Consider the following 26,010-nt stretch of genomic DNA (forward strand, 5'->3'; position numbering starts at 1 on the left):
CGCATCAGCGCTCCGCTCGCGCGTCAGCGGTCCGCCCCGGTGTCAGCCCTGCTTTTGACGTCGGCGCATCAGGTAAATGTCCATCAGCCAGCCATGCCGGGCGCGGGCCGCCTCGCGGGCTGTCAGGATCTCGGGTCCCGCCTCGGCCAGCGGCCCTGACAGGGCGATTTCCTCGGCCATGCCCAGATAGGCGCCCCACCAGATCCGGATACCCTCGGGGGCCAGGGTCTGGAAGGCGCAGCCGCCATCGAGCATCGCGACCACGGTATCGGCCCCTTCGGGCCAGCCATGGTCGCGGATCTGCCGCCCGGTGGTGATGACGACCGGCGCCCCGATCTCGTTCAGCGGAATGCGATGGGCGGCACAGAGCGCCTGGATCGCGGTGATGCCCGGAATGACGGTGATCCTTGGCGCAGGGACGAGCCGTGACGCGATCCTCAGCGAGCTGTCGTAAAGCGAGGGATCGCCCCAGATCAGCAGCGCCACCTTCTGCGGCGCGGGGCTGGCGGCGGCGACCGTCTCGGTCCAGACCCCGGCAATGGCATCGTGCCAGTCCAGAACGCCGGCGCGGTAATCGCCCGAGGCGTCACGGACGGGCAGGTCGAACTCGGCGATCCTGTCGCCTGCGTCCTCGCCCAGGACGCGCGCGCAGATCTGGCGGCGCAGGTCGGCGAGGTCGGCCTTGTCGGCCCCCTTGCGCGGGATCAGGATCAGATCGGCGCCCCGGATCGCCTCGGCGGCCTGAAAGGTGATGTGATCGGGGTTGCCGGTGCCGATGCCGATCAGGAACAGCTCATGCATCGGGGGCCTCCTCGACCAGCGGCCCGAACAGGATCAGCCCCGGCGCGGCCGAACCCGGGGCCTCGGCCAGACGTGCCGCCAGCGCCGCGACCGTGGTCCGGGTCAGCGCCTGATCGGGGGTGCCCACGCCCTCGGCCAGCAGCGCGGGCGTGGTTTCGGGCAGGCCGCGCGCGATCAGCGCCCCGGCCAGTGCGGGGAAGGTGCGCTTGCCCATGTAGACCACCGTCGTGGCATGTTCGTCGGCCAGCGCGGCCAGGTCGATGTCGCGGGGCAGATCGCCGGTCACGTCATGGCCGGTGACGAACTGCACCCGCCGCGCGGTCAGCCGCCGGGTCAGCGGAATGCCCGCCGCCGCCGCCGCCGCACAGGCCGAGGTGACGCCGGGGATGACCTCGTAGCCGATGCCCGCCGCCCGCAGCGCGGTGATTTCCTCTTCGAGCCGTCCGAAAAGGCCCGAGTCGCCCGATTTCAGCCGGACGACCCGTTGCCCCGAGGCGGCATAGTCCACCAGCAGGCGGCTGACATGGTCCTGTTTCGGCGAGGCCCGGCCCGCGCGCTTGCCGACGCCGACCAGATCGGCGCCCGGCCGCACGTGGCCGAGGATCGGGCCTGACGAGAGATCGTCGAAGAGAACCGCATCGGCCTTGGACAGCCGGTCGACCGCCTTCAGGGTCAGAAGCTCGGGATCGCCGGGGCCGGAACTGACGAAGCTCACGAAACCGCTCATCTTGGGTCCTCCGCGATCAGGTGAAAGAAGCTGCCCGTGACCGGGCCGCGCCGCGATCCGGTCTCGGCCACATCCGCGCCATTGGCATCGGTGACGCGGGCCAGCGCCGCGTCGGGCTGGGAAAGGATCGTCGAATAATGGAATTCATGGCCCCGCAGCCGGGTGCCGGGGGCATGGCCCGGCATCGGCGCCAGCAGTTCTGCCCGGCGATAACCCAGATGCAGGCGGCGGCTCTCGAAGCTGGTGACAAGGCCCAGAAGCCCCGCCATTGCGTGCGCCGTGCCGTCCTTGTCGATCAGGGTCTCGCCCAGCACCATGTAGCCGCCGCATTCGCCATGGATGGGGCCGGTTCTGGCATGGGCGCGGAGGCCCGCCAGAAACCGCGTGGCCCCGGCGATCCGGCCCGCATGCAGCTCGGGATAGCCGCCGGGCAGCCAGACCAGATCGGCACCTGCGTCAGGCGCCTCGTCGGCCAGCGGCGAGAAGGGCAGGATTTCGGCGCCCGCGCGGCGCCAGCCCTCCAGCAGATGCGGATAGGCGAAGGAAAATGCCGCGTCCCGCGCGATGGCGATGCGCTGGGCCGGGGGGGCGGGCCAATTCCCGGCTGTGCCCGGAGCCCCGGGCCGGGCGGCGGCGCGGAGCGCGTCAAGGTCCACATGCTCGGCCACGAACCGGCCGATGGCGTCGATCCGCGCCTCCAGATCGGCCTGCTCGCCCGCCTGCACGAGGCCCAGATGGCGTTCGGGCAGCGTGAGGTCGGGGCGGCGGGGCAGGGCGCCGAGGGTCGCGATGCCGAGCCGGTCCATTTCGGGGCGGATCATCGCCGCGTGCCGCGCGCCCGCGACGCGGTTCAGGATCACGCCCGCAAGGGGGGGCGCGTCGGGATGGCTGGCAAAGCCATGGGCCACGGCCGCCGCCGATTGCGCCTGGCCCGAGACGTCGATCACCAGCACCACCGGCCAGCCGAAGCGCCGCGCCAGTTCGGCGCTGGTGCCGTGGCCCGCCACGCCACGCGTGAGGGTGCCGTCATAAAGCCCCATCGCGCCCTCGGCGATCACCAGATCTGCGCCTTGGGCCTCGGCCGCCAGCGTCGCCAGCAGGCCCTCGTCCATCGCCCAGGGGTCGAGATTGTAGGAGGCCCGTCCCGAGGCGCGGGCATGGAAGGCCGGGTCGATGTAATCGGGGCCGTTCTTGAAGGGCTGCACGGCGACACCCGCCGCGCGGAGGGCGCGCAGCAGCCCCAGCGTGACGGTGGTCTTGCCGCTGCCCGAGGCGGGCGCCGCGATCACCAGACCGGGCGGTCTCTCAGCCATCGCTGCCCGCCCGGGCAGAGCGCGGCCGGAACCGGCGGTCGTAATCGGGATCGTAAAGGCAGCTTTCGTCGAAGCCTTCGGCGCCGAGGCTGCGGCCGACAAGAATCAGCGCGGTGCGCTCGATCTCGTCGGGCAGGGCGGCTTCCAGCGTGGCAAGCGTGCCGCGCAGGATCTGCTGGTCGGGCCAGCTGGCGCGGTAGACGATGGCGGCGGGGCAGTCCGCGCCGTAATGCGGGGCAAGATCGGCGACCACCTTCGCGAGGTTGTGGATCGACAGGTGAATGGCCAGCGTCGCGCCGGTGGCGGCGAAATTGGCAAGGCTCTCGCCCTCGGGCATCGACGAAGCACGGCCGGGCGTCCGGGTCAGCACCACCGACTGCGCCAGGCCCGGCAGGGTCAGCTCGGTGCCGAGCGCCGCGGCGGCGGCGGCAAAGGAGGGCACGCCCGGGGTCACGCTGACCGGGATGCCTTCGGCCTTCAGGCGGCGGATCTGCTCGCCCATGGCCGACCAGACCGAAAGATCGCCCGAATGCAGCCGCGCCACGTCCTGCCCGGCCTCATGGGCGCGCTTGCATTCGGCGATGATGGCATCGAGATCCAGCGGCGCGGTGTTCACGATCCGCGCGCCCTCGGGGCAATGGCCGAGGATCTCTTCGGGGACCAGCGATCCGGCATAAAGACAGACCGGGCAGGCGGCGATCAGGTCGCGGCCGCGCAGGGTCAGAAGATCGGGGGCGCCGGGCCCGGCACCGATGAAATGGACGGTCATGGCAGGTCTTTCGTTGCGATGGCGCAGGTGGACATCCGGTCGTTCGATACCTTGCGCGGGGTCAGAAGGCGAGCCCCCTCGCCACAGGCCGCAAGGGCCGCGGCTTCGGCGACCGATCCGGTCCCGCGACGGCCGAGGCTCTGCGCCGATCGGGTCGGCGTGGCGGGGCGGTGCAGCGCGTCGGCTGCGACCGGGCATATGGGCAGGGCCAGCCGCGCGGCCAGTGCCGTCAGGCCGGGGGCAGAGGCCTTGTCGGCGGGGGCGGCCAGCGCCGTCAGCCCGGCCGGGCCTCCCGCGCGGTCCAGCGCGTCCGTCAGGCTCGCCTCGGTCGCGGCGGCGCGAAAGCCAAAGCCCGCGACCCTCACCGCCGGACGGTCCATTGCACGACCGGGAAGGCTGCGCGCCAGCCGCGCCTGCGGCCCAGCGGGCGGGCCTCGGCCAGTTCGATCCGGAGCAGCTCGCCACCATGGGCGGCGTGCCAGAGGGCCAGCAGCGATTCCGATTCGAGCGTGACCGCATTGGCGACGATCCGCGTGCCGGGGGCGAGCCGGTCCCACAGCGTCTGCAGCAGCTCTTGCGAGAGCCCGCCGCCGACGAAGACCGCATCGGGGGCGGCAAGCCCCTCCAGCGCCTCGGGCGCGCGGCCGGTGACGACGCGCAGCCGCTCGACCCCGAGGGCGGCGGCATTGGCGGCGATGCGTTCGGCGCGGACGGGCTCGGCCTCGATCACGCTGGCCTGCATTCTCGGATGACGGGCGAGCCATTCGATGGAAATCGAGCCCGACCCCCCGCCGATATCCCACAGATGCTCGCCCGGCAGCGGCGCCAGCGCCGAAAGCGTCAGCGCGCGGACGGGCCGCTTGGTGATCTGCCCGTCATTGTCGAAGAAGGCGTCGGGCCAGCCCGAGGCGGCGGGGATCGCGGGGCCGTCGCCTGCGGCCTCCAGCGCCACGGCGACGGGATGGGCGATGGCCTCCAGATCCATGGCGCGGGCGGTTGTTGCCCGGATGCGCTCGCGCGGCCCGCCAAGCGCCTCAAGCACGTGCAGGCGGCTGTCGCCGAAGCCCGCCCCGGTCAGGAAGGCCGCGAAATCCGCGACCGCGGCGCCGTCCCGAAGGGTCACGAGGGCGGTGAAGCCCGGCGCCAGCAGGGGACGCAGCCGGGCGAAGGGGGCGGCATGCAGCCCCGCGCAATGGGTGGCCTCCAGCGGCCAGCCGAGCCGCGCGGCGGCCAGCGAAAAGACCGAAGGGCCGGGCAGGGCACGCCACTCATGCGCGGCGAAGCTCCGAGCGATCACGCTGCCCGCGCCGAACCAGAACGGATCGCCCGAGGCCAGCACCGCAACCCGGCGCCCGCGCAAGCCCTGCAGGAGCGGCAGCCCGTCGGCGAAGGGCACGGGCCAGTCGATCTTGTCGGCCGCCAGATCCGGCAGAAGCGCCAGATGCCGGGCCGGACCCATGACGATTTCGGCCTCTTCCAGCGCGGCACGGCTTGCGGGCGGCAGCCCGTCCGGGCCATCTTCGCCGAGCCCCACGATGGTCAGCCAAGGAGTCTCAGCCATGCGTCCCACCCTTCTGATCCTTGGCGGCACCACCGAGGCCACGGCGCTGGCCGCGCGGCTGGCCGGCACCGGCCTCAAGGCCACGCTGTCGCTGGCAGGCCGGGTCGAGACGCCGAAGGCCCAGCCCATTCCGATGCGGGTCGGCGGGTTTGGCGGCGTGCCGGGCCTGATCGCCTATCTGCGCGCCGAGGGCGTGACCCATGTGATCGACGCGACCCATCCCTTTGCCGCGCAGATGAGCCGGAACGCGGTCGAGGCCTGCACGGCCCTCGGCCTGCCGCTGGTCGCGCTGACCCGTCCGGCCTGGATGGCCGGGCTGCTCGACACCTGGCGCCATGTGCCCGACATCGCGGCCGCGGTCGCGGCACTGTCCGGGCCGCCCCGGCGGGTGTTCCTGGCGGTGGGGCGGATGCATCTGGAGGCCTTCGCGGCCCAGCCCCAGCACCGCTATCTGCTGCGTCTGGTGGATGCGCCGAAGGGGCCTCTGCCCTTGCCGCAGGCCGATGTCGTCGTCTCGCGCGGGCCCTTCACCGAAGCGGGCGACCGGGCGCTGATGGAGGGGCATGGCACCGAGCTCGTCGTGTCGAAGAACGCGGGCGGGACAGGCGCGCGGGCCAAGATCGATGCGGCCCGGGCGCTGGGCCTGCCGGTCCTGATGATCGACCGTCCCGTCCTGCCCGCGCGGCGGGAACTGGCGCATCCCGACGAGGTTCTGGACTGGCTCGCTCATTCCGGGGCGGATCTGGGGGTGTAGACCAGCGGCCGGTCGCCCGCGCGCAGCACCCGGGTCAGCGAGGACCCGACCAGCACCACGGTGCGCATGTCGGCCATCTCGGGGCGGGCTTCGGTCAGGGGCACCACGGTCAGCTTTTCCTCGGGCGTCGAGACCGCGCGGGCGAAGATCACCGGGCGGTCGTCGCCGCAGGCCGCGCGCAGGACCTCCAGCACCCTGGCGAAGCCCTCGGGGCGGGCTTTCGAGCGCGGGTTGTAGAAGGCCATGGCGAAATCGGCCTCGGCCGCCAGCCTGAGGCGTTTTTCGATAAGGGCCCACGGCTTGAGATTGTCCGACAGGTTGATCGCGCAGAAATCATGGCCCAGCGGCGCACCCGCGCGCGCGGCGGCGGCCAGCATCGCGGTGATGCCGGGCAGGACCCGGATGTCGAGATCGCGCCAGTCGGGCGCGCCCGCCTCCAAAGCCTCGAAGACCGCGGCGGCCATGGCGAAGACGCCCGGATCGCCCGACGAGACCACGACGACGCGGCGGCCCTCGGCGGCCATCTGCAATGCATGGCGGGCGCGGTCGACCTCGACCCGGTTGTCGGAGGCATGGAGCGTCAGCCCCGGCCGGTCCGCGACCCGCGCCACATAGGGGATGTAGCCCACCACGTCGGTGGCGTCGGCGAGCGTCGCGGTGACCTCGGGTGTGACCAGAGCCTCGGCGCCCGGACCAAGGCCTGCGATGGCGACCCAGCCGGTCACGGCCGCCGCCCCCGCCCGTGGATCAGGGCAATCGAGAAATAGGGGGCCGAGGTGCCGGGATAGTCCTTGAGCCGGGTCACCGTCTGGCCTTTCATCGAGGCATATTCGACGATCCAGGCCTCGTCGGCCCGGCCCGCCATCAGCAGCGCGCGGCGGAGCTTGCCCAGATGGCGGCCCATCTTCATCACCACGACCGCATCGGCGGCGCGCAGGCCCCGGATCAGGTCCTCCTCGGGCAGGGTGCCGGGCAGCACCGACAGCACGTCGTCGCCCCAGGTGATCGGCGCGCCGGTCGCCGTCCAGGCCGCCGACATGCCGGTGATGCCGGGCACGACCTCGACCGGGACATCGTCCTTGAGGCGGGTGTAGAGATGCATGAACGAGCCGTAGAAGAACGGGTCGCCCTCGCACAGCACGACCACGTCCTCGCCGGTCTCGGCCAGCGCCTTCAGATGCGCGGTGCAGTCGGCGTAGAAGCTTGCGAGGATCTCGTTGTAGCGCGGATTGTCGAAGGGGATCTCGGTCGTGACCGGGTATTCCATCGGGTGCTCGGCGGCGCCCTCGGGGATCAGGTCGGCGACGATGGACCGGGCCTGGCCCTCGCAGCCCGCCTTGCGGAAGAAGGCCACATGGCGCGCGCCCCGCAACAGTCGGTCGGCGCGGACGGTCATCAGATCGGGGTCGCCGGGGCCGAGGCCCAGGCCGTAGACGGTGCCCATGGTCATTCCTTGCGGCTGGCCATCGCGTTGATGGCGGCGACGGTGATGGCGCTGCCGCCCAGACGCCCCTCGACGATGCAGCAGGGCACCGGCTGGTCGGCCCAGAGCGCCTCCTTCGATTCGGCCGCGCCGACAAAGCCCACCGGGCAGCCGATGATGGCAGCGGGGCGCGGGCAGGCGGGGTCTTCCAGCATGTTCAGCAGATGGAACAGCGCGGTCGGCGCGTTGCCGATGGCGACCAGCGCGCCTGCGAGATGCGGGCGCCACAGTTCCAGCGCGGCGGCCGAGCGGGTATTGCCCATGGCGGCGGCGCGCTCGGCGATGCCCTCGGCCTGCAAGGTGCACAGGATCTCGTTCCCGGCGGGCAGGCGCTTGCGGGTGATCCCTTCGGACACCATCCGCGCATCGCAGAGGATCGGCGCGCCGCCTTCGAGGGCCGCGCGGGCGGTTGCCACCATGCCGGGCGAGAACCGGATATGCGGCGCCAGCTCGACCATGCCCGCGGCGTGGATCATCCGGACGGCCACCTGCTCCTCGTCGGCATCGAAACGTGCCAGATCGGCCTCGGCCCGGATCGTGGCGAAGGAGTGCAGGTAGATCGCCGCGCCGTCCTTTTCGTAGTCATGAGGCATTCGGTGTCTCCAGATCTGTCAGCGCGGCGGCGATCGAGTTGCGGCGGGTCTGCCAGAGCCCGTCCCGCGCCAGCGCCGCGAATTCGGCCCGCATCGCCGCGAGCGCCTGCGGGTTGGCCTCTTCGAGGAAGGCCGTCAAGCCCGGATCGGCCAGGGTGGCCTCGAAATAGAGGTCGAAAAGGTGATCGGGCACGACCCCCGCCAATCGGGCGAAGGCCGCCATGTGGTCGAGCGTCGCGGCGATCTCGGCCGCGCCGCGAAAGCCGTGCCTTTGCATCCCCGCCAGCCAGGCCGGGTGGGTGGCCCGGGCGCGGACGACGCGGGCGATCTCTTCGGTCAGGGTCCGGGTGCGGGGCCGGGCGGGGTCGGTATTGTCCAGATGGTAGATCGCGGCGCGGCCTCCGGTGACATCTTGCGCCGCGGCAAACCCCGCCTCGTGGCGGGCATAATCGGCCGCCAGAAGCAGGTCGGTCTCGGGCAGGTCCTGGGCATGAACGAAGGCCTCGGCCCCGGCCACGCGGTCGCGGATGCCTTGCGCATCGCGCCGTGCCTCGGCCCCGTCCAGCGCCCAGGCGCTGGCGGCAAGCCAGGCGGCCCCGGCCGCCTGACGGCCCGCCTCGGGTGTTTCCATGCCGATCCCGTAAAGCCCCGGCGCGGGGCCGTAGACGCGCGGGGTTTCGGGGCGGCCCGCATAGGGGTTCCAGTCGGGGGCTTCGTCGCGCTGGGACAGCGCGCGGATGGCCTTCTGATAAAGCGCCGAGAGCGCGGGGAAGACATCGCGGAAGAGCCCCGAGACGCGCAGGGTCACATCGAGCCGGGGCCGGTCGAGCAGCGCGACGGGCAGCACTTCGATGCCCGAGACGCGGCCCGAGCCCTCGTCCCAGACGGGTTTCACGCCCAGAAGGTGCAGCGCCATGGCGAAATCCTCGCCCGCGGTGCGCATGGTGGCCGAGCCCCAGAGATCGACCACCAGCTGCCGGGGCCAGTCGCCATGGTCCTGCAGGTGGCGGCGCACCAGATCCTCGGCCAGCCGCACGCCCTGGGCATGGGCGGACCGTGTCGGCACCGCGCGCGGATCGGTGGTGAAGAGGTTCCGCCCCGTCGGCAGCACGTCGCGCCGCCCGCGCCAGGGCGAGCCAGAGGGGCCGGGGGCGACCGGGGCGCCCTGCAGCGCGCCGAGAAGGGCGGCGCTCTCGGCCGCGACGGAGGGAGCGGTGTCGAAGTCCGAGGCGGCCTCGGGGGGGCGGCCGAAGACATGCAGCCCGTCGCCGAACTGGCTTTCCTTGACGTCGCAGACGAAGCGGTCGATGCGGGTGATGGCCTCGGCGGGCGAGAGCCCCGGGGCCAGCCCCAGATCGGCCTCGACACCCAGCGCCTGCGCCTCGGCGCGGATATCGGCCATCAGCCGGTCGCGGCGGCGCGGGTCGAGCCCGTCGGCATTGGAAAACTCGTCGAGCAGCGTCTCGAGCCGGGCCAGCCGTTCCGGGCTGCCCGCCTGCCGTTGTGGCGGCGGCAGATGGCCGATCGTGACGGCACCGATCCGGCGCTTGGCCTGCGCCGCCTCGCCGGGATCGTTGACGATGAAGGGATAGATCACCGGCAGATCGCCGATCAGCGCCTCGGGCCAGCAGGCATCGGACAGCGCCACCGCCTTGCCGGGCAGCCATTCCAGCGTGCCATGCGCGCCCATATGGATCAGCGCATCGCAGCCCATGGCGCGGCGCAGCCACAGATAGAAGGCGACATAGCCATGGCGCGGCACCCGCGACAGGTCGTGATAGTCGCCCTCGCGGGCCTCGGGCGTGCCGCGCTCGGGCTGAAGTGCCACCAGCGCCGCGCCGCGCCGGGTCGCCGCGAACTGAAAGGCACCGTCGCGGCAGGCGGGATCGGCCTCGGGCGCGCCCCAGACATCCGACAGGGCGTCACGCAGGGGGGCGGGCAGGGCGGCCAGCGCGGTCTGGTAATCCGCGAGAGGCCAGCTCAGGGTCTCGCGGCCGAGGGTGTCGGCCAGATCGCCGGTCGGTTCTTCCGCAGGGGCGCCGGGCAGCCCGGCCTGGGCCAGATCCTCCAGCACCGCCTCGGCCGAGGCCAGCGCGTCGAGCCCGACCGCATGCGCCATCTGCCAGGGGCGTCCGGGATAGGTCGACAGCACCAGCGCCGGGCGGCGCCCGGCCAGCGGCGCCCGGGCGAGGCCCACCCAGGCCATCACCCGGTCGGCGATGGCCGCGATCCGCGCCGGATGGGGCCGGTGGGCGATGCGGGCGAATTGCAGGCCGGGGTCGCGCGCGCCCGCCTCCTTGAAGGACGCCACGCCCGCGAAGATCCGGCCATCGACCTCGGGCAGGACCACATGCATGGCAAGATCGGCCGGCGAGAGCCCGCGCTCGGCCTCGGCCCAGGCGGTTTCGGGGGCCGAGGACAGCGCCACCTGGAAGACCGGCGCCCCGGCGGCATCGAGCGGCGATGTGCCATCCTCGCCCTTGCCGGAAAAGGCGGTGGCGTTGACGATGGCGGCGGGGGCGAGGGCCGCGATCTGCCCGGCCAGCCAGCGCGCCGCCTCGGGCGCCTTCAGCGAGGGCACGAACAGCCCGGTGACGGTGCAGCCGCGGGCCCGGAACGCGTCGAAAAGCGCCTCGACGGGGCCGAGATCGGCGGCGGTGACATAGGCCCGGTAGAAGGTCAGGACGATCCGGGGGGCGTCTGTCGGCGACAGGTCGGGCGCGGGCACGGCGCCGCCCTCGGGGCTCCAGGCGCCCATCTCGGGCACGGTCTTGGTGCCGATCACCGGGGCCGCGTAAAGCCCCGCCGCCAGCGCAAGCTGCGCAAGCGCTGCCTGGGCCGCGACCGCGCCGCCCTCGTCGCACAGCTCGGACAGGCGCCTGAGCGTCGAGACCGGCAGGGTCGAGGCGGCGTCGAGCCGGGGATCGGGGCGGCCGTCGGCGGGCAGGACGGCCAGCGCGATACCCCGCGCGCGGGCCAGCGCCTCGATCTGGGTCAGCCCGTACTCCCAATAGGCGCGCCCGCCGATCAGCCGGATCAGGATGCCCTTCGCGCCCGACAGCGTGCGTTCGGCATAGGTATCGACCGAGAGCGGATGGAGCAGCGCCGCCAGATTGGCAAGCCGCAGCGTCGGCATCCGGCCTTCGGAGCCGCCGCCCCGATGCCAGCCCGCCGCGAAGGCCCCGAGATCGCTGTCGGAAAAGGACAGCACCGCCAGATCGGCCGGATCCTGACCCAGATCCGTCGGAACGGCGGTTTCCTCGAGCCCGTGGCTTTCGCGGAAGACGACATGCATGGGCGCGGCCTCAGGCGCTCAGAGCCGCACGGATCGCGCCCTCGTCGATATCGTCATGCTCGGCGATCACCACAAGCCGGGTGGAACGGGTCTCGTCCGGGGCCCAGGGGCGGTCGAACTGATGCCGCACCCGCGCGCCCACCGCCTGCACCAGCAAACGCATCGGCTTGCCCGAAACCGCGACATGACCCTTCACCCGCAGGATGTTCCGGCTGCGCGCCAAGGCCTCGATCCGGGCGGCCAGCGCCTCGGGGTCGTCCTGTTCGGGCAGGTCGATCACCACGCTTTCGAAGTCGTCATGGTCGTGATCGGCGGCACTGTCGTGATGGCTGGGCCGCGCGTCGAGATCGTCTTCGGCGGCCGCGCCAAGCCCCAGGATCACACGCGGATCGACCGCGCCCTCGGTCACCTCGACCACCGGCAGCTTGCGCGGCGCCTCGGCCTCGATCGCGGCGCGGGCGGCAGCCACGCCTTCGGGGCCGGCCAGATCGGGCTTGGTCAGGAGCACGATATCGGCGCAGGCGATCTGGTCCTCGAAGACCTCCGACAGCGGGGTTTCGTGATCGATGCTGTCATCGGCCGCGCGCTGGGCATCGACGGCGGCGACATTCGGCGCGAAGCGGCCCGCGGCCACGGCCTCGGCATCGGCGACGGCGATCACCCCGTCGACGGTGATGCGCGAGCGGATCGCGGGCCAGTCGAAGGCCTTCAGCAGAGGTTTCGGCAGCGCCAGCCCCGAGGTCTCGATCAGGATATGGTCGGGGCGCGGATCAAGCTGCAAGAGCGCCTCCATGGTCGGGATGAACTCGTCGGCGACGGTGCAGCAGATGCAGCCATTGGCAAGCTCGACCACGTTCTCGGCCGGGCAGTCGGGCAGGGCGCAGCCCTTCAGGATCTCGCCATCGACGCCCACATCGCCGAATTCATTGACGAGGACGGCCAGCCTGCGGCCGCCCGCATTCTGCATCAGGTGGCGGATCAGCGTGGTCTTGCCCGAACCGAGAAACCCGGTGACGACGGTGACGGGAAGTTTGGCGAGATCGGTCATTTCAGGGCCTCCATGGGCGGGATACGGGCGATACAGTTCTTGCGGAAATGCTCGGGGCGCTCGCGCCAGGGCACAAGCCCGTCCGGCGCGTCGCGATAGGCGCGGGCGCCCTCGGCGAGGATGGGCGCGCCGGTCGTCTCGTCGAGATTGCCATAGACATAGGTCCAGCGGCCGGGACCCCGCAGCGCCACGGAGCAGCCCGAGGAACAGGCCGAGAGGCATTCGACGGGCACAAGGCGCACGCCTTCGGGCAGGCCATGGGCGCGGACGGCCTCGTGAAGCAGGCTGCCCGGGCGGGGGGCATCGGGATCGGCGGGCTGGCGGCGCTTGCAGGTGGTGCAGACCAGCAGCTCGACCGGGGCGGGTTCGGGCGCGCTCAAGCCGGACAGGCCCGGCGGCAGAAGGAAACGGAAACACTCATCGTCGGGCCTCACGGGGTCGGGGGACAAGGGCGAAGCGCGGGCAGAGCCGAAGCCGGACCCGACACTGGAACACCCCGTCCGGTTCACGTCGTTCGGGCTGGCAGGTCTCCCGGCTTGCGGATGTCAGAGGCGGGGCCTCTGGCGGCGGCCCTGCCTTCCCGGCCTCATCGGGCCAGTGGCAGCGGGCGGCCTCTCCGGTCACGGTCGCGGGGGCGGCTGCGCTTGAAGGCCCGATGCATCGACTCCGGCCTCTGGCGCATTCCCTTTTCACCCGTCCTGAGGCGGGCACCAGCGCCGCGTGTCATGCCTGCCCCGCGCGGGTCTTGTCAAGCGCGATGGTCGGGGCCGGGGCGGCGGGCGGCCTCTTCGCCCGCATGGCGGATCAGCGCGAGGCTGCGAAACCCGCCATGGCCGAGCTTGCCGAAAGGCAGCGCCAGCACCAGCCCCAGCACCGCGCCCAGATGCAGTGCCAGCATCAGCCCCATGGCGGCGCCGTCGCGCAAGGCCAGAAGCGCAAGGCCCGAGGCGGCGACGATGGCAAGCTGCGCCCGAAGCCCGCGATTGGCGGCCCGCATGCGTGCCGCGGCCGGGCGGCGGTCGGCGGTCCGGTGCCAGCGTTCGAACCCGGCGAGCCCCGCCAGCATGGCGATGCCGCCGAGGCTGCCCAGCAGCACGGGCGCGCTGGCCACCGGATAGGGCGCCAGCGCGCCGCTCAGATGCAGGACGGCTCCGGCAAGGGTTGCGAGCGCGGTCAGCGCGGTGCCTGTGACCAGCAGGTGGTGGCTCCAGCGCCGCGCCCGCCCGACCGGACCGTGCGCCCCGTCGCAGGCGCGCGCGGCCCCGAGATTGGCGAGCGTCAGTGCATCGCGACACCCTTGCCAGAGGCTTTCAAGCGACGGCCGGGCGGTCGGGCCGCCGGTTGCGCGCCAGAACCGCCAGAGCCGCAGCCCGAGGCCAAGACCGGCCCCGGTGAAGGCCAGGGCCGCGCCGCCCGCCATCGCCGCGTGTGGGATCACCGCGTAGAAGGCGCCCGGCCCGGTTTGGGTGGAAAAAAGAACCCCGGGCGGGAGCAGGATCAGGGCGGCCAGCGGCAGGCCGATCAGGCATAGCAGGAAGATCAGGTCGGGCAGGCGCGGGGGCAGCCCGGCCGCGTGATCGGCGGCGCGTGCGGCGGCCAGCGCCGCGGGCAGGTTGACGTCCAGTGCATGGGGCGGCGCGTATTGGCAGTCGTAATGGCAGGACCGGCAGTCATGGCAGAGATGGGCCAGATGGCGCAGATCGCCCGCCGCGAGGTTTGGCCTCCGCTGGGCCGCCGGAAAGACCGCGCAAAGCCCGGTGCAGAAGCCGCAGGTATTGCAGATGTTCAGCGCGCGGGCGGCCTCGGCCCAGGGTTCGGGCGCTGGAGGAACGGGCTCGGTCGCCGCCGGGGCCGGAACGGCGGCGGGGCGCGGGCGGTTGGCGGCGGGGCCTGCGCACGCGGCCGCGCCCGCCCCGGCGATGCGGCCGAAGACGCCGCCGACGGTCAGCCCGGTGCCCGAGAGATAGCCCTCGCCCAGCACCGCGCCGGTCATCGCGGCGCCTGCGGCAAAGACCCGGTGCGCGGTGCCGCCGCCCGCGAGCCGGACCCGGGCGGTCGCGTCGACCGCGACCCCGTGGCGGGTGAAGCCGAGCCCGGGCACCAGCGGGATCGCCGCGACGGGCGACCCGGTGAGCGGCACGCCGTCGGAGCGGCTTCGGGGCGGGTCGAGCGGGGCGTCTTCCGTTGCTGCCTGCAGCGTCCGGGTCAGCCCCTCGGCATCGATGCCACAAAGCCGGGCGAGTTCGGCGGGGCTGTCGGCGGCCAGCGGCGGATATAGGAGCGGTGGCAGCCGCCCGGTGCCCTCGGCATCGAGGATCAGCCAGGCGCGCGGATCGGCGCGCTCTGCCAGCGCCCGGCCCCAGACCGAGTAGCGCGCGGATCCGGTCTCGGCGCCCTCGTCGCGGAACCGCCGCCCGGTGGCGTCGACGACAAGGCCGACCTGCATCCCGTCTGCGCGGCTGACGATGCCCGCGTCGTCCCGGGGCGCGCGCGCATCGACGGCGACGAGATGCCCGTCGCCGGGCCGCCCGGCCGTCTCGGCGCCATGGGCCATCAGCCACAGAAGCGGTGCGCCCTGCTGATACGGCGTGCCGCGATTGGCGAAGACGGCCGCGCCGGGGCCGAGATGGCGGATCAGTTCGGCCCGGTTGGCCCCGTAGCCGCCCGAGGCGAGGATCAGCGCTTCGGCCTCGATGGGGTGGGGGCCATCGGGGGTGTCGGCGGTCAGCGCCAGCGCGCGATCCTCGGCCCAGCCGGGGGGCAGGGTGTCGATCCGCCAGCCGCAAAGGATCTCGACCCCCAGCCCTTCGGCGCAACGGACAAGCGCGTTGGTCAGCGCCTGGCCGCCGCCCCGGAAGAAGGCGGTGCGGCGCGAGAAGGGCAGGTTGCCCTCGGCCCAGGGCTCGAAGGCGACGGCCCGGGCGGCCAGCCAGGGACCGAGCCCGGCCGAGCCCTCGGCCAGAACGGCCCCGAGCCCGGTTTCGGGCGGGGAAAGCCGCGCCAGATCGGTGGCGAACTCGGCCGCCGGATAGCTGCCCCGCTGCCAGGGCGTCTCGCGGTCATGAACCAGGCGGATGTTTCGGCAATGGCGGGTATTGCCGCCCAGAAGGGGCGGCGGGGCCGGGTCGATCAGCGTCACCGCCGCGCCGTGCAGACGCGCCTCGATGGCCGCGACGAGGCCCGCAAAGCCCGCGCCCGCGACCAGCACCCCGGTCGCGAGCGGGGCGGGGCGGGCGCCCGCGATCGGGGCGGCGGGGTCGGGGTCGGGCATGGCGGAACCTTCGCGGGGCCGGGTCGGACCCCGTTGAACCCGCCCGGGGCCGCAAGATCAAGCCGGAAGATCGGGCGCGCCCGCCGGGCGGGGCATCGTGACCGGACGGGCGAGGCGGGCGGCGCAGGGCGCGCCGCCCGGGCCGGGTCACTCGGTGGCGATGCGCCCGTCGAGACGGGGCGTATAGGGCGCCTGGGCGGCCAGATAGTCGGCCGTCACATCGGCCAGATCGGGGCCGAAATCATAAACCTCGCGCGCGTCGAGGAACATGGAATAGCCGTCGCCGCCGTTCCGGACATAGTTGTTCGACACCAGCCCGTAGGACCTGTCGGGATCGAGCGGCAGCCACGCGCCGCCCTCCTGCACCTCGACCTTGCGCAGCCGCTGGCCGGGCTCGGCCTCGGGGTTCCAGGTAAAGCGCAGACCCGCGACCTGCGGGAAGCGGCCCGCGCCCTCCTCGACCTGGCTCAGCCCGTGTTCGAGCGCCGCGCGCACCGTCGCGCCGGGGACGTGGAACGTGGACAGCGTGTTCTGGAAGGGCAGCACGGTCAGCACCTCGCCCATGGTCACCGGGCCTTCGTCGATCGAGGCGCGCACGCCCCCGCCATTCTGAAGCGCGATCTGGATGCCCTGGCTGCGCACCCGGTCGAGCATCGCCTCGGCCACCAGATTGCCCATCGCGCATTCGCCCGCGCGGCAGGAGCCGCGTTCGCCGTCGATGGGGGCGGCGGTTTCGGCCACGACCTTCTGGCGGATCTCTTCCAGCGGCTGCGCCAGTTCGGCCACCCGGGCCTTGACGCCCGCGTCCTCGGCGACCGAGGCGTCGAGCAGGATCGGCGCACCCTCGGCCGAAACCAGCTTGCCCGCGTCGTCGAAGACCACGTCCAGCCGGCCCAGATACTTGCCGTAGCCATAGGCCTGCACGATGGCGGTGTCGCCCACCATGGTCGGGTAGGGGCCTGCAGCCGTGTCATCGGTATTCGACAGAAGTGTGTGGCTGTGGCCGCCGACGATCACGTCGACGCCCGTGGTCCCGGCGGCGATCCGCTTGTCGGCCTCATAGCCCGAATGGCTGAGCAGGACGATCTTGTCGATGCCCTCGGCGGCCAGGCGGTCGACCTCGGCCTGCACCGCGTCGAGGGGATCGGTGAAGACAATATTGGGGCCGGGGCTGGCCAGTTCGGGATTGTCGCGGGGGGTGAGGCCGATCACGCCGATCCGTTCGCCCGCTTCCTCGATCACCACCGATTTCCGGATCTTGTCCTTCAGCTGGGGCTCGGCCGAGAGATCTGCATTGGCCATCAGAAGCGGCATCGTCAGCCGGGCCGCAAACCCGGCCAGCACCTCGGGGCCGTCGTCGAATTCGTGGTTGCCGACAGCCATCGCGTCATAGCCCAGCCGGTTGACCATCTCGGAGGCGGCCTTGCCCTTGTAATAGGTGTAGAACAGCGTGCCCTGGAACTGATCGCCCGCATCGAGCAGCAGGCTCGGCCCGCCCTCGGCCCGGGCTGCGGCGATGGCGGTGGCCAGCCGGGCCGCGCCCCCGAAGCAGTCCCCGGCCCGGTTGTCCTCTTCGGGGCAGCCCGAATCGTATTTCGAGATCGGTTCCAGCCGGGCATGCACATCGTTGGTGTGCAGCAGGGTCAGCGCGAACTCGGCCTGTGCCGCGGCGCCGGACAGCAGCGCCAGCACCGCCGCCGAGGAGAGGATGCGCATGGTCATCGGTCAGGGTCTCCATCTGGGTTGACGCGGGCCAGAGTGGCGCGGTTCGAGGGGGCTGTCAAAGCCCGCCGCGCTTGACCCGGGGCGCGGCAGGGGGCATGTCGGGCACATGCTGATCTACAAGATTTTCCGCCGCGCCGAATGGGACGCGCTCCGCGAGCGGGGCGCCAGCCACGGCGCGCCCGTCGATCTGGCCGATGGCTTCATTCACCTGTCGACCGCCGAGCAGGTGACCGGCACCGCAGAAAAGCATTTCGCCGGGGAAAGCGATCTGGTGCTGGTCGCGGTCGAGGCCGAGCGGCTGGGGACCGACCTGAAATGGGAACCCTCGCGCGGTGGCGCGCTGTTTCCGCATCTTTACCGCGAACTGCGGCTTGCCGATCTGGTCTGGGACAAGTCGCTGCCGCTGGGCGCGACGGGCCATATCTTTCCCGAGGGGGTGGTATGACGCCGCTCGAACGTGCGGGTCTTGCGGTGTTTCACCGGATGGACCCCGAACGGGCCCATGCGTTGTCGCTGACGGCGCTGCAAAGCGGGCTCGTGCCGTTGCCGGGGCGGCTGACCGGCCCGCGGCTGGCCACCGATCTGGCCGGGCTTGCGCTGCCCAATCCGGTGGGACTGGCGGCGGGCTATGACAAGAACGCGGTGGCGCTGGGCCCGCTGATGCGCGCGGGCTTCGGCTTTCTCGAAGTGGGGGCCGCGACGCCCCGTCCGCAGCCCGGCAATCCGCGGCCGCGGCTGTTCCGGCTGGTCGAGGACCGGGCCGCGATCAACCGCTTCGGCTTCAACAATGACGGGATGGAGGTGATCCGCGCCCGGCTGGCGGCGCGCCCCGAGGGCGTGCCGGTGGGGCTGAACCTCGGCGCCAACAAGGACAGCGCCGACCGGGCGGCCGATTTCGCCCGGGTGCTGTCGGCCTGCGGCGCGCATGTCGATTTCGCGACCGTGAATGTGTCCTCGCCCAATACCGAAAAGCTGCGCGATCTGCAGGGGCGCGAGGCGCTGTCGGCGCTGCTGGCAGGCGTGATGGCGGCGCGGGCGGAACTTTCCCGCCCGATCCCGGTTTTCCTCAAGATCGCGCCGGATCTGACCGACGCCGAGATCGACGATATCGCTCAGGTGGCGCTGGAAGCCGGGGTTTCCGGCATCGTCGCCACCAACACGACGCTGGCCCGGGCCGGGCTGAAAAGCCCGGAGGCCGGGCAGGCCGGCGGGCTTTCCGGCGCGCCGCTTTTCGCCCGGTCGACCCGGGTGCTGGCGCGGCTGTCGGCCGCGACAGGCGGCCGTCTTCCCCTGATCGGGGTGGGCGGCGTGGGCTCGGCCGAAGAGGCCTATGCCAAGATCCGCGCGGGCGCCTCTGCGGTGCAGCTTTACACCGCGCTCGTCTATGGCGGCATGAGCCTCGTGCGCGACATCGTCGACGGGCTCGACCGGCTGCTGGCGCGGGACGGCTTTGCGCATGTCGCCGAGGCCGTGGGCTCTGGACGAGAGGATTGGGAATGACCGGCATCGTTATCTGGCACAACCCGCGCTGTTCGAAATCGCGCGAGGCGCTGCGGCTTCTGGAAGAGACGGGCGCCGAGCCGACCGTGCGGCGCTATCTGGACGTGCCGCCGACCGAAAAGGAACTGCGCGAAACGCTGGACATGCTGGGCGGGTGTGCCATCGGCATGATGCGCACCGGCGAGGATCTCTTTTCGGAACTCGACCTCACCAAGGACGCGCCCGACGAGGTGCTGATCGCCGCGATGGCGGCCCATCCCAGGTTGATCGAGCGGCCGATCGCGATGGCCGATGGCCGTGCCGTTCTGGGACGCCCGCCCGAACGGGTGCTGGAGCTTCTGGAAGACTGAACCCGGAGGCGGGTGGGGACGGGGCCGAGGTGGGGAAGGGGGCCGAAGCCCCCCTGTGAAACCCCTGTCCGGTCAGGCTTGCTTGCGCTCGGCCATGGCGTCCGCGAAGCGTTCGAACAGGTAATAGCTGTCCTGCGGGCCCGGGCTTGCTTCGGGGTGATACTGCACCGAGAAGACCGGGCGGTCGCTCATCCGGATGCCGCAGTTGGACCCGTCGAACAGCGACACATGGGTTTCCTTGACGCCCTCGGGCAGGGTCTGGCTGTCCACGGTGAAGCCGTGGTTCATCGAGGTGATCTCGACCTTGCCGGTTTCCAGGTCCTTCACCGGATGGTTCGCGCCGTGATGGCCGTGGTTCATCTTGACGGTCCTGGCGCCCAGCGCCAGCGCCAGCATCTGGTGGCCGAGGCAGATCCCGAAAAGCGGCACGTCCTTTTCCAGGACCTTGCGGATCATCGGCACCGCATAATCCCCGGTCGCCGCCGGATCGCCCGGGCCGTTCGACAGGAACACGCCTTGCGGGTCAAGCGCCAGCACGTCCTCGGCGGTCGCGGTCGCGGGCAGGACGGTCACGTCGCAGCCCGCCGAGGCGAGGCAGCGCAGGATGTTACGCTTGGCGCCATAGTCGATGGCCACGACCCGGTGGCCGGGCTCGGTCCGTTTGGCGTGACCGTCGGGCCAGGCCCAGCGCATTTCGTCCCAGCGATAGCTCTGGGCGCAGGTCACGTCCTTGGCGAGGTCAAGCCCGACAAGTCCGGACCAGCCGCGCGCCTTGGCGACCAGCTTCTCGATGTCGAACCTGCCCTCGGGGTCATGGGCGATGGCCACATGCGGCGCGCCCTGCTGGCGGATCGCCCGGGTCAGCCGCCGGGTGTCGAGCCCGCCGATGCCGATCCGGCCGCGCCGGGCCAGCCAGGTCTTCAACTCTTCGGCGGCGCGCCAGTTCGAGGGCTCGGTCGGGTCCCATTTCACCACCATGCCCTCGGCGACCGGCTCGGCGGTCTCGTCGTCCTCGTCATTGACGCCGACATTGCCGACATGGGGGAAGGTGAAGGTCACCACCTGGCCGGCATAGGAGGGATCGGTCATGATCTCCTGATAGCCGGTCATCGCCGTGTTGAAGCAGAGCTCGGCCACCGTTTCTCCCACGGCACCGAAGCCCTGGCCGTAGAAGACGGTGCCATCTGCAAGGGTCAGGCAGGCGGTCGGGCGGGGCATGGCGGCGGGCATCGGGATCTCCTGGGCGCTGGTCGCGCGGACACTAGGTCGGTGCCAAGGAAGAATCAAGAGCCAGCGGCAAATTGTAGAACCGCGCGATTTCAAGGACTTGGCGCGGGTCTTCCCGGGTTGTCACGGCAAGATCCTGCCCTTATCTTGCCCAACTTGACCTGGGCAATGACACGAGGCACCCGATGGACCTGCGCACCCGCATCTCGGCGGCGCTGAAGGCGGCGATGAAGGACAGGGAGGCCGACCGGCTGGGAACGCTGCGGCTGATCAATGCCGCGATCAAGGATCGCGACATCGCGGCGCGCACCGAAGGCGGCGAGGACGGCGTCGGCGATGCCGAGGTCCTGGCGATCCTCGCGCGGATGGTCAAGCAGCGTCAGGAAAGCGCGCGGGCCTATGAAGAGGGCGGGCGGCTCGACCTGGCGGAACGCGAACGCGACGAGATCGGGGTGATCGAGGACTTCCTGCCCCGCCAGCTGACCGAGGACGAGGTCGACGAGGCGATCGGCGCCGCCATCGTCGAGACCCAGGCCAATTCGATCCGCGACATGGGCCGGGTCATGGCGCTGCTGAAAGCCGAATATGCCGGGCGGATGGATTTCGCGGCCGTGGGCCCTGCGGTGCGGCAGCGCCTGGCCTGACCGAGGTGACGCGGACGGCCCTGCGGCAACCTGTGCCCGTTTTTTCGGCGGAGCCTGTCCTGTAAGTCTTGTGTCGCGCGCCTGCGGGGCCATCTGGAAAGCGATTTGGTAACGGATCGGCGGATAGGAAGGATCTGCGGGCACTTCCTCCCGGACCCGAGGGGAGATAACGTGGACGCTTACACGGAGGCGGGGACCAGCTCATGTTCACTTACCTGAAGAAAGTCAGACCGGAAGACTGGCCAGCTCTGGCGTTGCGCGCCGGAGCGCTCCTGCTGATCACGGTGCATCTGATCGTCTTCCTCTTCATCTATCAGCACCCGCTGTTCATCCTGTCCGCGCTGGTGATGGGGCTTTTGCTGGCGCGCGAGATGTACGAGGATCTGTCGCAGCGGTTCTTCCGCCTGAAGGCCGAGGAATACGAAAAGGAACTGCATGGCGCCCAGGAGGACGCTCCGCAGACCGAGCGCCATCCGCTGCTGATCGAAGGCGCGGCCTCGCTGAAAGACATCTCGACCCGCTCGACGCGGCACTGACCGGCCGCCGAAACACGATATCCAGCGGAGGGGCCTCGGATCCGGGGCCCGTCCGCTTGCGAAGAGGCGGCTATCCCGTCGCCGTCCGGCGCGCGGGCAGCGGGCCGAACACCCGGGCGAAGCTGCGCTTCAGTGCCACGTCGACATCGCCCATCGTCACCGGAAGCCCCAGATCGACCAGACTGGTGACGCCATGGTCATGGATGCCGCAGGGCACGATGCCGTCGAAATGGCCGAGATCGGGATCGACATTGATCGCCAGCCCGTGAAAGCTGACCCAGCGGCGCAGCCTCACGCCGATGGCCGCGATCTTGTCCTCGCGCGGGGCGCCGTCGGGGCCGGGGGGCAATTCGGGCCGCACCACCCAGACCCCGACCCGGCCCGGGCGCCGTTCGCCCCGGACGTTGAATTCGGCCAGGGTCTCGATCACCCACTCCTCGAGCTGCCAGACGAAGCGGCGGACGTCATGGCCGCGCTGGCCGACATCGAGCATCGCATAGACCACCCGCTGGCCCGGCCCGTGATAGGTGTATTGCCCGCCCCGGCGCGTCTCGAAGACCGGAAACCGGCCGGGATCGGTCAGATCGGCGGGCCGGGCCGAGGTGCCCGCGGTGTAAAGCGGAGGATGTTCGATCAGCCAGATCGCCTCGCCCGCGCGACCGGCAGCGATGGCATCGGCGCGCGTTTCCATCGCGGCAACAGTTTCCAGATACGGAGAAAGCTGTTCGAATTCAATCCATTCCGGCTCCATCTTGAGGCCTTCCTTGCTTGACAGGTATCGCGGTGCGCCCGGACAGTGGAGGGCATTCTGGTGCCTTCCGGGTGGGGCGGGTGCCTTCACGGCATTGCAGGAGAGACATGTCGGCATGAAGACGAAAGTTGCAATGGCCTGCCTCGCGGCCAGCCTCGCCCTCACCCCCGCCACCCGGGCCGCCGCCGATGGCGGCGATGTCGTCGGCGGACTGATCGCCGGGATCATCGGCGGCGCCATCCTCAACGAGGCCAGCAAGGGGCGGCAGCACCGTACCGGCCAGCACCGGACCTATGCCGACCCGGCCACGGTGGCGCAGAATCGCGAGGTCCAGACCTCGCTGAACTATTTCGGCTTCCCGGTCGGCGCCGTCGACGGCGTTCTGGGCAGCCGGTCGCGCACGGCCATTTCCGAGTATCAGGCGACCATGGGGTACCCGGTCACGGGACGGCTCCAGCCCTATGAGCGCGATTTCCTGACCGGTTCCTATCGCCGCGCCATCGCGGGCGGCCCGGCCACCGCGCAGATGATCGCCGGCGACCCGATGGGGCCGCGCGGTCTGCTGCGCACCTATCAGAAGCAGGCCGCGGGCATTGCGCCGCCGCCTGCGGTGCAGCCGGTGCCGAACACCACCGTCGTCATCGCGCCCGCCGCGCCTGCGCCAGCCCCGGTCCCCGCGACGATCCCGGTGGTGAATGCCGCGCGCGCTCCGGGTCCGGGCGGCACGGCGCTGCCCAATTTCCTCGGGGCGGGCACCGGCAAGTCGCTGGCCTCGCATTGCAACAAGGTCAGCCTGCTGACCAGCACCAATGGCGGTTTCGTCACCTCGGCGGCGATGACCGACCCCTCGGTCGCGCTGAACGAACAGTTCTGCCTCGCGCGCACCTATGCCATCGCCTCGGGCGAGGACATGGCGGGCCGGGTCTCGACCCTGTCGCAGGATCAGATCGCCGCGCAATGCGACCGCCTCGGGCCGGTGCTCAAGCCCTATGTCTCGGCGCTGTCCTTCCGGCCGCGTGCCGAGGTGATGTCCGATCTCGGCGGCTTCGTGCAGGGCTCGGGCATGTCGCCCGAACAGCTCGCGGGCACCGCGCGGATCTGCCTGTCGGTCGGCTATCGCACCGACAACATGGATGTGGCGCTGGGCTCGGCGCTGCTGTTGAACGTGCTGGGCGAGGCCGTTTATGGCGAACTGCTTGGCCACCATCTGAGCCAGGGATTCGGCACCGCGACCCGGGCCGATCTGGCGCTGGACTGGTACGATGCGGGGCTCGATGCCGTGGCGCGGGGCGCCGCACCGGTCTTCGCCCCCGGCCAGCCCGAGCGGTCGGAACTGATCCGCCAGGCCGCCTACCGGATCGGCGGGCGCAGCGACGGGACCGCGTTTGCGGCGCCCGCGCCCGTTGTCTCGGGGCAGGTGGCCATGCCTGCGCTGCCGGCGTTTTCGGTCGCGGACTAGGTGTCCGCGAGGCCGGGTGTCGCACGTCTGCGGGACCCGGCCGTTGCGCCGCACCCGATGGGGCGAAAAAGGCAAGAATCCCCCTTCACATCCCCGAACCGACTCGCTATGAACCCCGGCACTACCAGACACGTGCGGTCGTGGCGGAATTGGTAGACGCGCAGCGTTGAGGTCGCTGTGGGGTAACTCCCGTGGAAGTTCGAGTCTTCTCGACCGCACCATAGTCCAAGCAAAATCAAGGGCTTGGCTCTATTTTTCCGGTTAGTCCCCCATCTAGTCCCCCAAGGGCGCTGCGGAAATCAGGGCGACCTGAGCATATCGACTTCATGCGTCGCCCCTTTCGAGCCAGGCTTGGACATCCTCGAATCTCGCGAGCCTCACGTTCCCGCGTTTGATGGTGCGCCACTCATCTCCGGCACGGTTCATCCATCGGTGAAACGTCGATGTGCTGACCCCGAGCAAAGCAGGGGCATCCTTCGGACGAATGTAGATCGGTGCGGCTTGCGACGTATTCTCAAACATCGGTCTTTCCTTCCTTCATGACAGAATAAACCAGCTCGGCGACGGCCTCGCGGAACGCTTCGGCCGCAGGCTCTTCGACCGGTTTGGGCATGGCGTCTGGCGCGGAGTAGCTGCCGCCGCAGACGGTCTTGTCGTTCACCGGCGCGCCGCAGTCTTGTGAGAGCGGGGTCTCGCCCTGCGACCGCCCGGCGTCCATATCCCCAAGCAGAAGCCGCTCGGCGCGCCTCGGATCCCCGGCCAGGCGAAGGCGCCGCATGGTCTCGCATGCGGCCATCACGCCCGCGCGGTACCGCAGATCCTCGCCGAGCCTGGCCTCGATCCGTTGGAGGCCCCAGCGGAGGGCGCGCTGCATGTCAGGGCACCAGCTGCCGCCCAGAAGCGTGCTGCGAACCAGATCGCGGCCGAAGAGCCGGATCACGGTCGCACCGTCCCTGCTGATTGTCAGGCGGGCTTCGGTCGGGACGGTTTCGGCCTCGAACCGGCCGAAGCTGGCGCGGAGCGTGTCAGCCATTGTCCGGGTCCCCGTGGTGGCGGGCGGCATCAATCGCCGCATCGAGATCTTCCAGGTTCAGCACGAGGTTTTCGGGCGTCCTGCCCGCGAAGATGCCCCCGGAGTGGATCGTGTCCAGATCCCGGGCGCGCAGCCACCGATAACGGCCTGCGTCCTCCCGCAGCCGCCCGAGCTCGGCGCGGAGCCGGTCGCGTTCGGCCTCTGCGGCCTCGGCCCGGGCGCGCGAGGCGATCAGCATTTCGCGGTGGTAGCGATCCGCGCTGTCGACGATGTCGCCGTCGACGTAGCGGTGGAACGCGCAATCGCGGTCGCTGTCGCCTTCGAAGCGCGAGACAGTGGCGTGGTCCGAAAAGACGTGTCTGCCCTCTGCATCGTCCGGCTCGGGTTGGGCGGCCCAGATCTCGCGGGGCCATTCGGTTTCTGGCATCACGCGGCCTCCCGTCTTGCGTCGCCGCCCCATTGGGCGGCCGCGGCGGCGGCGAGGCCCTCGAACGTACGGGATCTGATCTTCCAGCGGTCGGGGCCGGGCGGCGCCCGGTGGACCGCGCTCCAGCGCTTGTGCGCCTCGGTGCCGGGCGCGGGCGGGGTCAGGCGGTCCGGTGGCGCTCAGCGGCGCAAGGCCGCGCAAATAAAGCCCGGTCGCCTTGAAGAACGGCTCGCCGAACCACCACGGCTGGACGATCTGGGGTTTCGGCAGGTCCGCGGGCAGGCGGGCGCGCCCGTGCCGGTGCATCACCGGGTTCTCGACCGCGACACGCGGGATCGGCGCCCGCCAGCAGGCCGAGAAGAGCGCGGCCCCCTCGTCGAGCAGCCGCCACATGATCGCGCGGCGGGCCTCTTCGGGCAGGCCGGGCCAGGCGGCGCGCTCGTCCGGGTGCGCCTCGGCCGGGGCGTTGGTCGGCGGCACATGCAGCCAGCGGACGCCGGAATTGCAGAGCCGGGTGCAGGGCGGGTGCATGATGGCCAGCAGATCCCAGCCCAGATCCAGCACCTCGCGGATATCGCAGATCATGTGGCGGTTGGTGGCATCCTCGGCGGGCAGCAGGTCGCAGGACCAGACATCGTGCCCGCGCGCGGCGAAGGCCCGGCGCATCACGCCCGAGGTCTCGCAGCCGATCAGGATCCGAAGGGGGCCCGACATTCGCCTCAGACCAGGCTGAAGCGCGCGCG

26 protein-coding genes, 1 tRNA gene, 1 pseudogene and 1 riboswitch are annotated in these 26,010 nt (G+C 71.2%); of the genes and pseudogenes, 8 read left to right on the forward strand and 20 right to left on the reverse strand.

Features of this window, described 5'->3' with window-relative positions:
* Positions 1-42: 42 nt before the first annotated feature.
* From cobF to cbiE, 6 genes are read right to left on the reverse strand one after another with little or no spacing between them, the layout of a single operon-like run.
* Entirely contained in the window at positions 43-801 is a 759-nt protein-coding gene (cobF, locus tag EV657_RS11660) for a precorrin-6A synthase (deacetylating) (protein WP_113670536.1), read from the reverse strand.
* Entirely contained in the window at positions 794-1,528 is a 735-nt protein-coding gene (gene cobA, locus EV657_RS11665; RefSeq protein WP_075785573.1) for a uroporphyrinogen-III C-methyltransferase, read from the reverse strand. Before cobA ends, cobF begins: the two co-directional genes overlap by 8 nt.
* A complete protein-coding gene (locus tag EV657_RS11670) occupies positions 1,525-2,841 on the reverse strand; it encodes a cobyrinic acid a,c-diamide synthase CobB (protein ID WP_134077971.1) in 1,317 nt (438 codons plus the stop codon). The genes cobA and EV657_RS11670 overlap by 4 nt, the downstream gene beginning before the upstream one ends.
* A complete protein-coding gene (gene cobM / locus EV657_RS11675) occupies positions 2,834-3,610 on the reverse strand; it encodes a precorrin-4 C(11)-methyltransferase (protein ID WP_134077972.1) in 777 nt (258 codons plus the stop codon). The genes EV657_RS11670 and cobM overlap by 8 nt, the downstream gene beginning before the upstream one ends.
* Entirely contained in the window at positions 3,607-3,990 is a 384-nt protein-coding gene (locus EV657_RS11680) for a cobalamin biosynthesis protein (protein ID WP_341800926.1), read from the reverse strand. Before EV657_RS11680 ends, cobM begins: the two co-directional genes overlap by 4 nt.
* Positions 3,972-5,171, reverse strand: a complete 1,200-nt coding sequence (gene cbiE, locus EV657_RS11685) for a precorrin-6y C5,15-methyltransferase (decarboxylating) subunit CbiE (protein ID WP_134077973.1) — start codon at positions 5,169-5,171, stop codon at positions 3,972-3,974. Before cbiE ends, EV657_RS11680 begins: the two co-directional genes overlap by 19 nt.
* On the opposite strand from cbiE, the gene EV657_RS11690 reads away from it, so the two are divergent.
* Positions 5,170-5,925 carry a cobalt-precorrin-6A reductase gene (locus EV657_RS11690; protein ID WP_134077974.1) on the forward strand — a complete coding sequence of 252 codons (756 nt, stop codon included), beginning with the start codon at positions 5,170-5,172 and terminating at the stop codon, positions 5,923-5,925. The genes cbiE and EV657_RS11690 overlap by 2 nt on opposite strands.
* Here the strand turns inward: EV657_RS11690 and cobJ are convergent.
* The 8 genes from cobJ to EV657_RS11730 form a co-directional block, all read right to left on the reverse strand.
* The gene (gene cobJ / locus EV657_RS11695; protein ID WP_113670541.1) at positions 5,898-6,650 is read right to left on the reverse strand and encodes a precorrin-3B C(17)-methyltransferase; all 753 of its coding nucleotides are present in this window, start codon (positions 6,648-6,650) and stop codon (positions 5,898-5,900) included. The genes EV657_RS11690 and cobJ overlap by 28 nt on opposite strands.
* Positions 6,647-7,375, reverse strand: a complete 729-nt coding sequence (gene cobI / locus EV657_RS11700; protein WP_075785579.1) for a precorrin-2 C(20)-methyltransferase — start codon at positions 7,373-7,375, stop codon at positions 6,647-6,649. The genes cobJ and cobI overlap by 4 nt, the downstream gene beginning before the upstream one ends.
* On the reverse strand, positions 7,372-8,001 hold the full coding sequence (locus tag EV657_RS11705) for a precorrin-8X methylmutase (protein ID WP_075785580.1): 630 nt from the start codon (positions 7,999-8,001) through the stop codon (positions 7,372-7,374). The genes cobI and EV657_RS11705 overlap by 4 nt, the downstream gene beginning before the upstream one ends.
* Entirely contained in the window at positions 7,991-11,296 is a 3,306-nt protein-coding gene (gene cobN, locus EV657_RS11710; RefSeq protein ID WP_113670542.1) for a cobaltochelatase subunit CobN, read from the reverse strand. The genes EV657_RS11705 and cobN overlap by 11 nt, the downstream gene beginning before the upstream one ends.
* A gap of 10 nt (positions 11,297-11,306) precedes the next feature.
* Positions 11,307-12,344: a cobalamin biosynthesis protein CobW gene (gene cobW / locus EV657_RS11715; protein ID WP_134077975.1), complete on the reverse strand. Its 1,038-nt coding sequence runs from the start codon at positions 12,342-12,344 to the stop codon at positions 11,307-11,309.
* Positions 12,341-12,724: a DUF1636 family protein gene (locus EV657_RS11720; RefSeq protein WP_075787548.1), complete on the reverse strand. Its 384-nt coding sequence runs from the start codon at positions 12,722-12,724 to the stop codon at positions 12,341-12,343. Before EV657_RS11720 ends, cobW begins: the two co-directional genes overlap by 4 nt.
* 124 nt (positions 12,725-12,848) lie before the next feature.
* Positions 12,849-13,071: riboswitch (cobalamin riboswitch) on the reverse strand.
* A 21-nt stretch (positions 13,072-13,092) separates the two neighbouring features.
* On the reverse strand, positions 13,093-15,615 hold the full coding sequence (tcuA, locus tag EV657_RS11725; RefSeq protein WP_134077976.1) for an FAD-dependent tricarballylate dehydrogenase TcuA: 2,523 nt from the start codon (positions 15,613-15,615) through the stop codon (positions 13,093-13,095).
* A gap of 147 nt (positions 15,616-15,762) precedes the next feature.
* The gene (locus EV657_RS11730) at positions 15,763-17,337 is read right to left on the reverse strand and encodes a bifunctional metallophosphatase/5'-nucleotidase (protein ID WP_134077977.1); all 1,575 of its coding nucleotides are present in this window, start codon (positions 17,335-17,337) and stop codon (positions 15,763-15,765) included.
* Positions 17,338-17,446: 109 nt separating this feature from the next.
* Here EV657_RS11730 and EV657_RS11735 point away from each other — a divergent pair, with 109 nt between their 5' ends.
* From EV657_RS11735 to arsC, 3 genes are read left to right on the forward strand one after another with little or no spacing between them, the layout of a single operon-like run.
* Positions 17,447-17,785: a DUF952 domain-containing protein gene (locus EV657_RS11735; RefSeq protein ID WP_134077978.1), complete on the forward strand. Its 339-nt coding sequence runs from the start codon at positions 17,447-17,449 to the stop codon at positions 17,783-17,785.
* Positions 17,782-18,840: a quinone-dependent dihydroorotate dehydrogenase gene (locus EV657_RS11740; RefSeq protein ID WP_134077979.1), complete on the forward strand. Its 1,059-nt coding sequence runs from the start codon at positions 17,782-17,784 to the stop codon at positions 18,838-18,840. The genes EV657_RS11735 and EV657_RS11740 overlap by 4 nt, the downstream gene beginning before the upstream one ends.
* Complete coding sequence (gene arsC, locus EV657_RS11745) at positions 18,837-19,190, forward strand: arsenate reductase (glutaredoxin) (protein ID WP_075785587.1); 354 nt, start codon at positions 18,837-18,839, stop codon at positions 19,188-19,190. Before EV657_RS11740 ends, arsC begins: the two co-directional genes overlap by 4 nt.
* A 72-nt stretch (positions 19,191-19,262) precedes the next feature.
* On the opposite strand, the gene carA is transcribed toward arsC, so the two are convergent.
* A complete protein-coding gene (gene carA, locus EV657_RS11750) occupies positions 19,263-20,420 on the reverse strand; it encodes a glutamine-hydrolyzing carbamoyl-phosphate synthase small subunit (RefSeq protein WP_134077980.1) in 1,158 nt (385 codons plus the stop codon).
* Between the two features lie 182 nt (positions 20,421-20,602).
* Between carA and EV657_RS11755 the strand changes: the two genes are divergently transcribed.
* Entirely contained in the window at positions 20,603-21,061 is a 459-nt protein-coding gene (locus EV657_RS11755; RefSeq protein WP_075785589.1) for a GatB/YqeY domain-containing protein, read from the forward strand.
* Positions 21,062-21,264: 203 nt separating this feature from the next.
* The gene (locus tag EV657_RS11760) at positions 21,265-21,597 is read left to right on the forward strand and encodes a hypothetical protein (RefSeq protein ID WP_133260463.1); all 333 of its coding nucleotides are present in this window, start codon (positions 21,265-21,267) and stop codon (positions 21,595-21,597) included.
* A 70-nt stretch (positions 21,598-21,667) separates the two neighbouring features.
* Here the strand turns inward: EV657_RS11760 and lipB are convergent, their stop codons facing one another.
* A complete protein-coding gene (gene lipB / locus EV657_RS11765) occupies positions 21,668-22,348 on the reverse strand; it encodes a lipoyl(octanoyl) transferase LipB (RefSeq protein WP_134077981.1) in 681 nt (226 codons plus the stop codon).
* Between the two features lie 115 nt (positions 22,349-22,463).
* Here lipB and EV657_RS11770 point away from each other — a divergent pair, with 115 nt between their 5' ends.
* On the forward strand, positions 22,464-23,807 hold the full coding sequence (locus EV657_RS11770; protein ID WP_166673698.1) for a peptidoglycan-binding domain-containing protein: 1,344 nt from the start codon (positions 22,464-22,466) through the stop codon (positions 23,805-23,807).
* A 134-nt stretch (positions 23,808-23,941) separates the two neighbouring features.
* Positions 23,942-24,028, forward strand: a tRNA-Leu gene (locus EV657_RS11775).
* 103 nt (positions 24,029-24,131) lie between these two features.
* On the opposite strand, the gene EV657_RS11780 is transcribed toward EV657_RS11775, so the two are convergent.
* From EV657_RS11780 to EV657_RS11795, 4 genes and pseudogenes are all read right to left on the reverse strand, one after another.
* On the reverse strand, positions 24,132-24,329 hold the full coding sequence (locus tag EV657_RS11780; RefSeq protein ID WP_134077983.1) for a helix-turn-helix transcriptional regulator: 198 nt from the start codon (positions 24,327-24,329) through the stop codon (positions 24,132-24,134).
* Positions 24,322-24,840, reverse strand: a complete 519-nt coding sequence (locus tag EV657_RS11785; protein WP_134077984.1) for a hypothetical protein — start codon at positions 24,838-24,840, stop codon at positions 24,322-24,324. The genes EV657_RS11780 and EV657_RS11785 overlap by 8 nt, the downstream gene beginning before the upstream one ends.
* Complete coding sequence (locus EV657_RS21885; RefSeq protein ID WP_134077985.1) at positions 24,833-25,267, reverse strand: hypothetical protein; 435 nt, start codon at positions 25,265-25,267, stop codon at positions 24,833-24,835. The genes EV657_RS11785 and EV657_RS21885 overlap by 8 nt, the downstream gene beginning before the upstream one ends.
* Positions 25,267-25,981 (reverse strand): annotated as a pseudogene (locus EV657_RS11795) (hypothetical protein). The gene EV657_RS21885 and the pseudogene EV657_RS11795 overlap by 1 nt, the downstream one beginning before the upstream one ends.
* Between the last annotated feature and the right edge of the window lie 29 nt (positions 25,982-26,010).

The organism is Rhodovulum visakhapatnamense (genome assembly GCF_004365965.1).
Taxonomy (GTDB): domain Bacteria; phylum Pseudomonadota; class Alphaproteobacteria; order Rhodobacterales; family Rhodobacteraceae; genus Rhodovulum; species Rhodovulum visakhapatnamense.

What these genes read in the sequence shown, in the direction of transcription:
- cobF (WP_113670536.1), bottom strand. Translation starts at nt 801, where the DNA reads ATGCATGAGCTGTTCCTGATCGGCATCGGCACCGGCAACCCCGATCAC.
- cobA (WP_075785573.1), bottom strand. Translation starts at nt 1,528, where the DNA reads ATGAGCGGTTTCGTGAGCTTCGTCAGTTCCGGCCCCGGCGATCCCGAG.
- EV657_RS11670 (WP_134077971.1), bottom strand. Translation starts at nt 2,841, where the DNA reads ATGGCTGAGAGACCGCCCGGTCTGGTGATCGCGGCGCCCGCCTCGGGC.
- cobM (WP_134077972.1), bottom strand. Translation starts at nt 3,610, where the DNA reads ATGACCGTCCATTTCATCGGTGCCGGGCCCGGCGCCCCCGATCTTCTG.
- EV657_RS11680 (WP_341800926.1), bottom strand. Translation starts at nt 3,990, where the DNA reads ATGGACCGTCCGGCGGTGAGGGTCGCGGGCTTTGGCTTTCGCGCCGCC.
- EV657_RS11690 (WP_134077974.1), top strand. Translation starts at nt 5,170, where the DNA reads ATGCGTCCCACCCTTCTGATCCTTGGCGGCACCACCGAGGCCACGGCG.
- cbiE (WP_134077973.1), bottom strand. Translation starts at nt 5,171, where the DNA reads ATGGCTGAGACTCCTTGGCTGACCATCGTGGGGCTCGGCGAAGATGGC.
- cobI (WP_075785579.1), bottom strand. Translation starts at nt 7,375, where the DNA reads ATGACCATGGGCACCGTCTACGGCCTGGGCCTCGGCCCCGGCGACCCC.
- EV657_RS11705 (WP_075785580.1), bottom strand. Translation starts at nt 8,001, where the DNA reads ATGCCTCATGACTACGAAAAGGACGGCGCGGCGATCTACCTGCACTCC.
- cobN (WP_113670542.1), bottom strand. Translation starts at nt 11,296, where the DNA reads ATGCATGTCGTCTTCCGCGAAAGCCACGGGCTCGAGGAAACCGCCGTT.
- cobW (WP_134077975.1), bottom strand. Translation starts at nt 12,344, where the DNA reads ATGACCGATCTCGCCAAACTTCCCGTCACCGTCGTCACCGGGTTTCTC.
- tcuA (WP_134077976.1), bottom strand. Translation starts at nt 15,615, where the DNA reads ATGCCCGACCCCGACCCCGCCGCCCCGATCGCGGGCGCCCGCCCCGCC.
- EV657_RS11730 (WP_134077977.1), bottom strand. Translation starts at nt 17,337, where the DNA reads ATGACCATGCGCATCCTCTCCTCGGCGGCGGTGCTGGCGCTGCTGTCC.
- EV657_RS11735 (WP_134077978.1), top strand. Translation starts at nt 17,447, where the DNA reads ATGCTGATCTACAAGATTTTCCGCCGCGCCGAATGGGACGCGCTCCGC.
- EV657_RS11740 (WP_134077979.1), top strand. Translation starts at nt 17,782, where the DNA reads ATGACGCCGCTCGAACGTGCGGGTCTTGCGGTGTTTCACCGGATGGAC.
- arsC (WP_075785587.1), top strand. Translation starts at nt 18,837, where the DNA reads ATGACCGGCATCGTTATCTGGCACAACCCGCGCTGTTCGAAATCGCGC.
- carA (WP_134077980.1), bottom strand. Translation starts at nt 20,420, where the DNA reads ATGCCCGCCGCCATGCCCCGCCCGACCGCCTGCCTGACCCTTGCAGAT.
- EV657_RS11755 (WP_075785589.1), top strand. Translation starts at nt 20,603, where the DNA reads ATGGACCTGCGCACCCGCATCTCGGCGGCGCTGAAGGCGGCGATGAAG.
- EV657_RS11760 (WP_133260463.1), top strand. Translation starts at nt 21,265, where the DNA reads ATGTTCACTTACCTGAAGAAAGTCAGACCGGAAGACTGGCCAGCTCTG.
- lipB (WP_134077981.1), bottom strand. Translation starts at nt 22,348, where the DNA reads ATGGAGCCGGAATGGATTGAATTCGAACAGCTTTCTCCGTATCTGGAA.
- EV657_RS11770 (WP_166673698.1), top strand. Translation starts at nt 22,464, where the DNA reads ATGAAGACGAAAGTTGCAATGGCCTGCCTCGCGGCCAGCCTCGCCCTC.
- EV657_RS11780 (WP_134077983.1), bottom strand. Translation starts at nt 24,329, where the DNA reads ATGTTTGAGAATACGTCGCAAGCCGCACCGATCTACATTCGTCCGAAG.
- EV657_RS11785 (WP_134077984.1), bottom strand. Translation starts at nt 24,840, where the DNA reads ATGGCTGACACGCTCCGCGCCAGCTTCGGCCGGTTCGAGGCCGAAACC.
- EV657_RS21885 (WP_134077985.1), bottom strand. Translation starts at nt 25,267, where the DNA reads ATGCCAGAAACCGAATGGCCCCGCGAGATCTGGGCCGCCCAACCCGAG.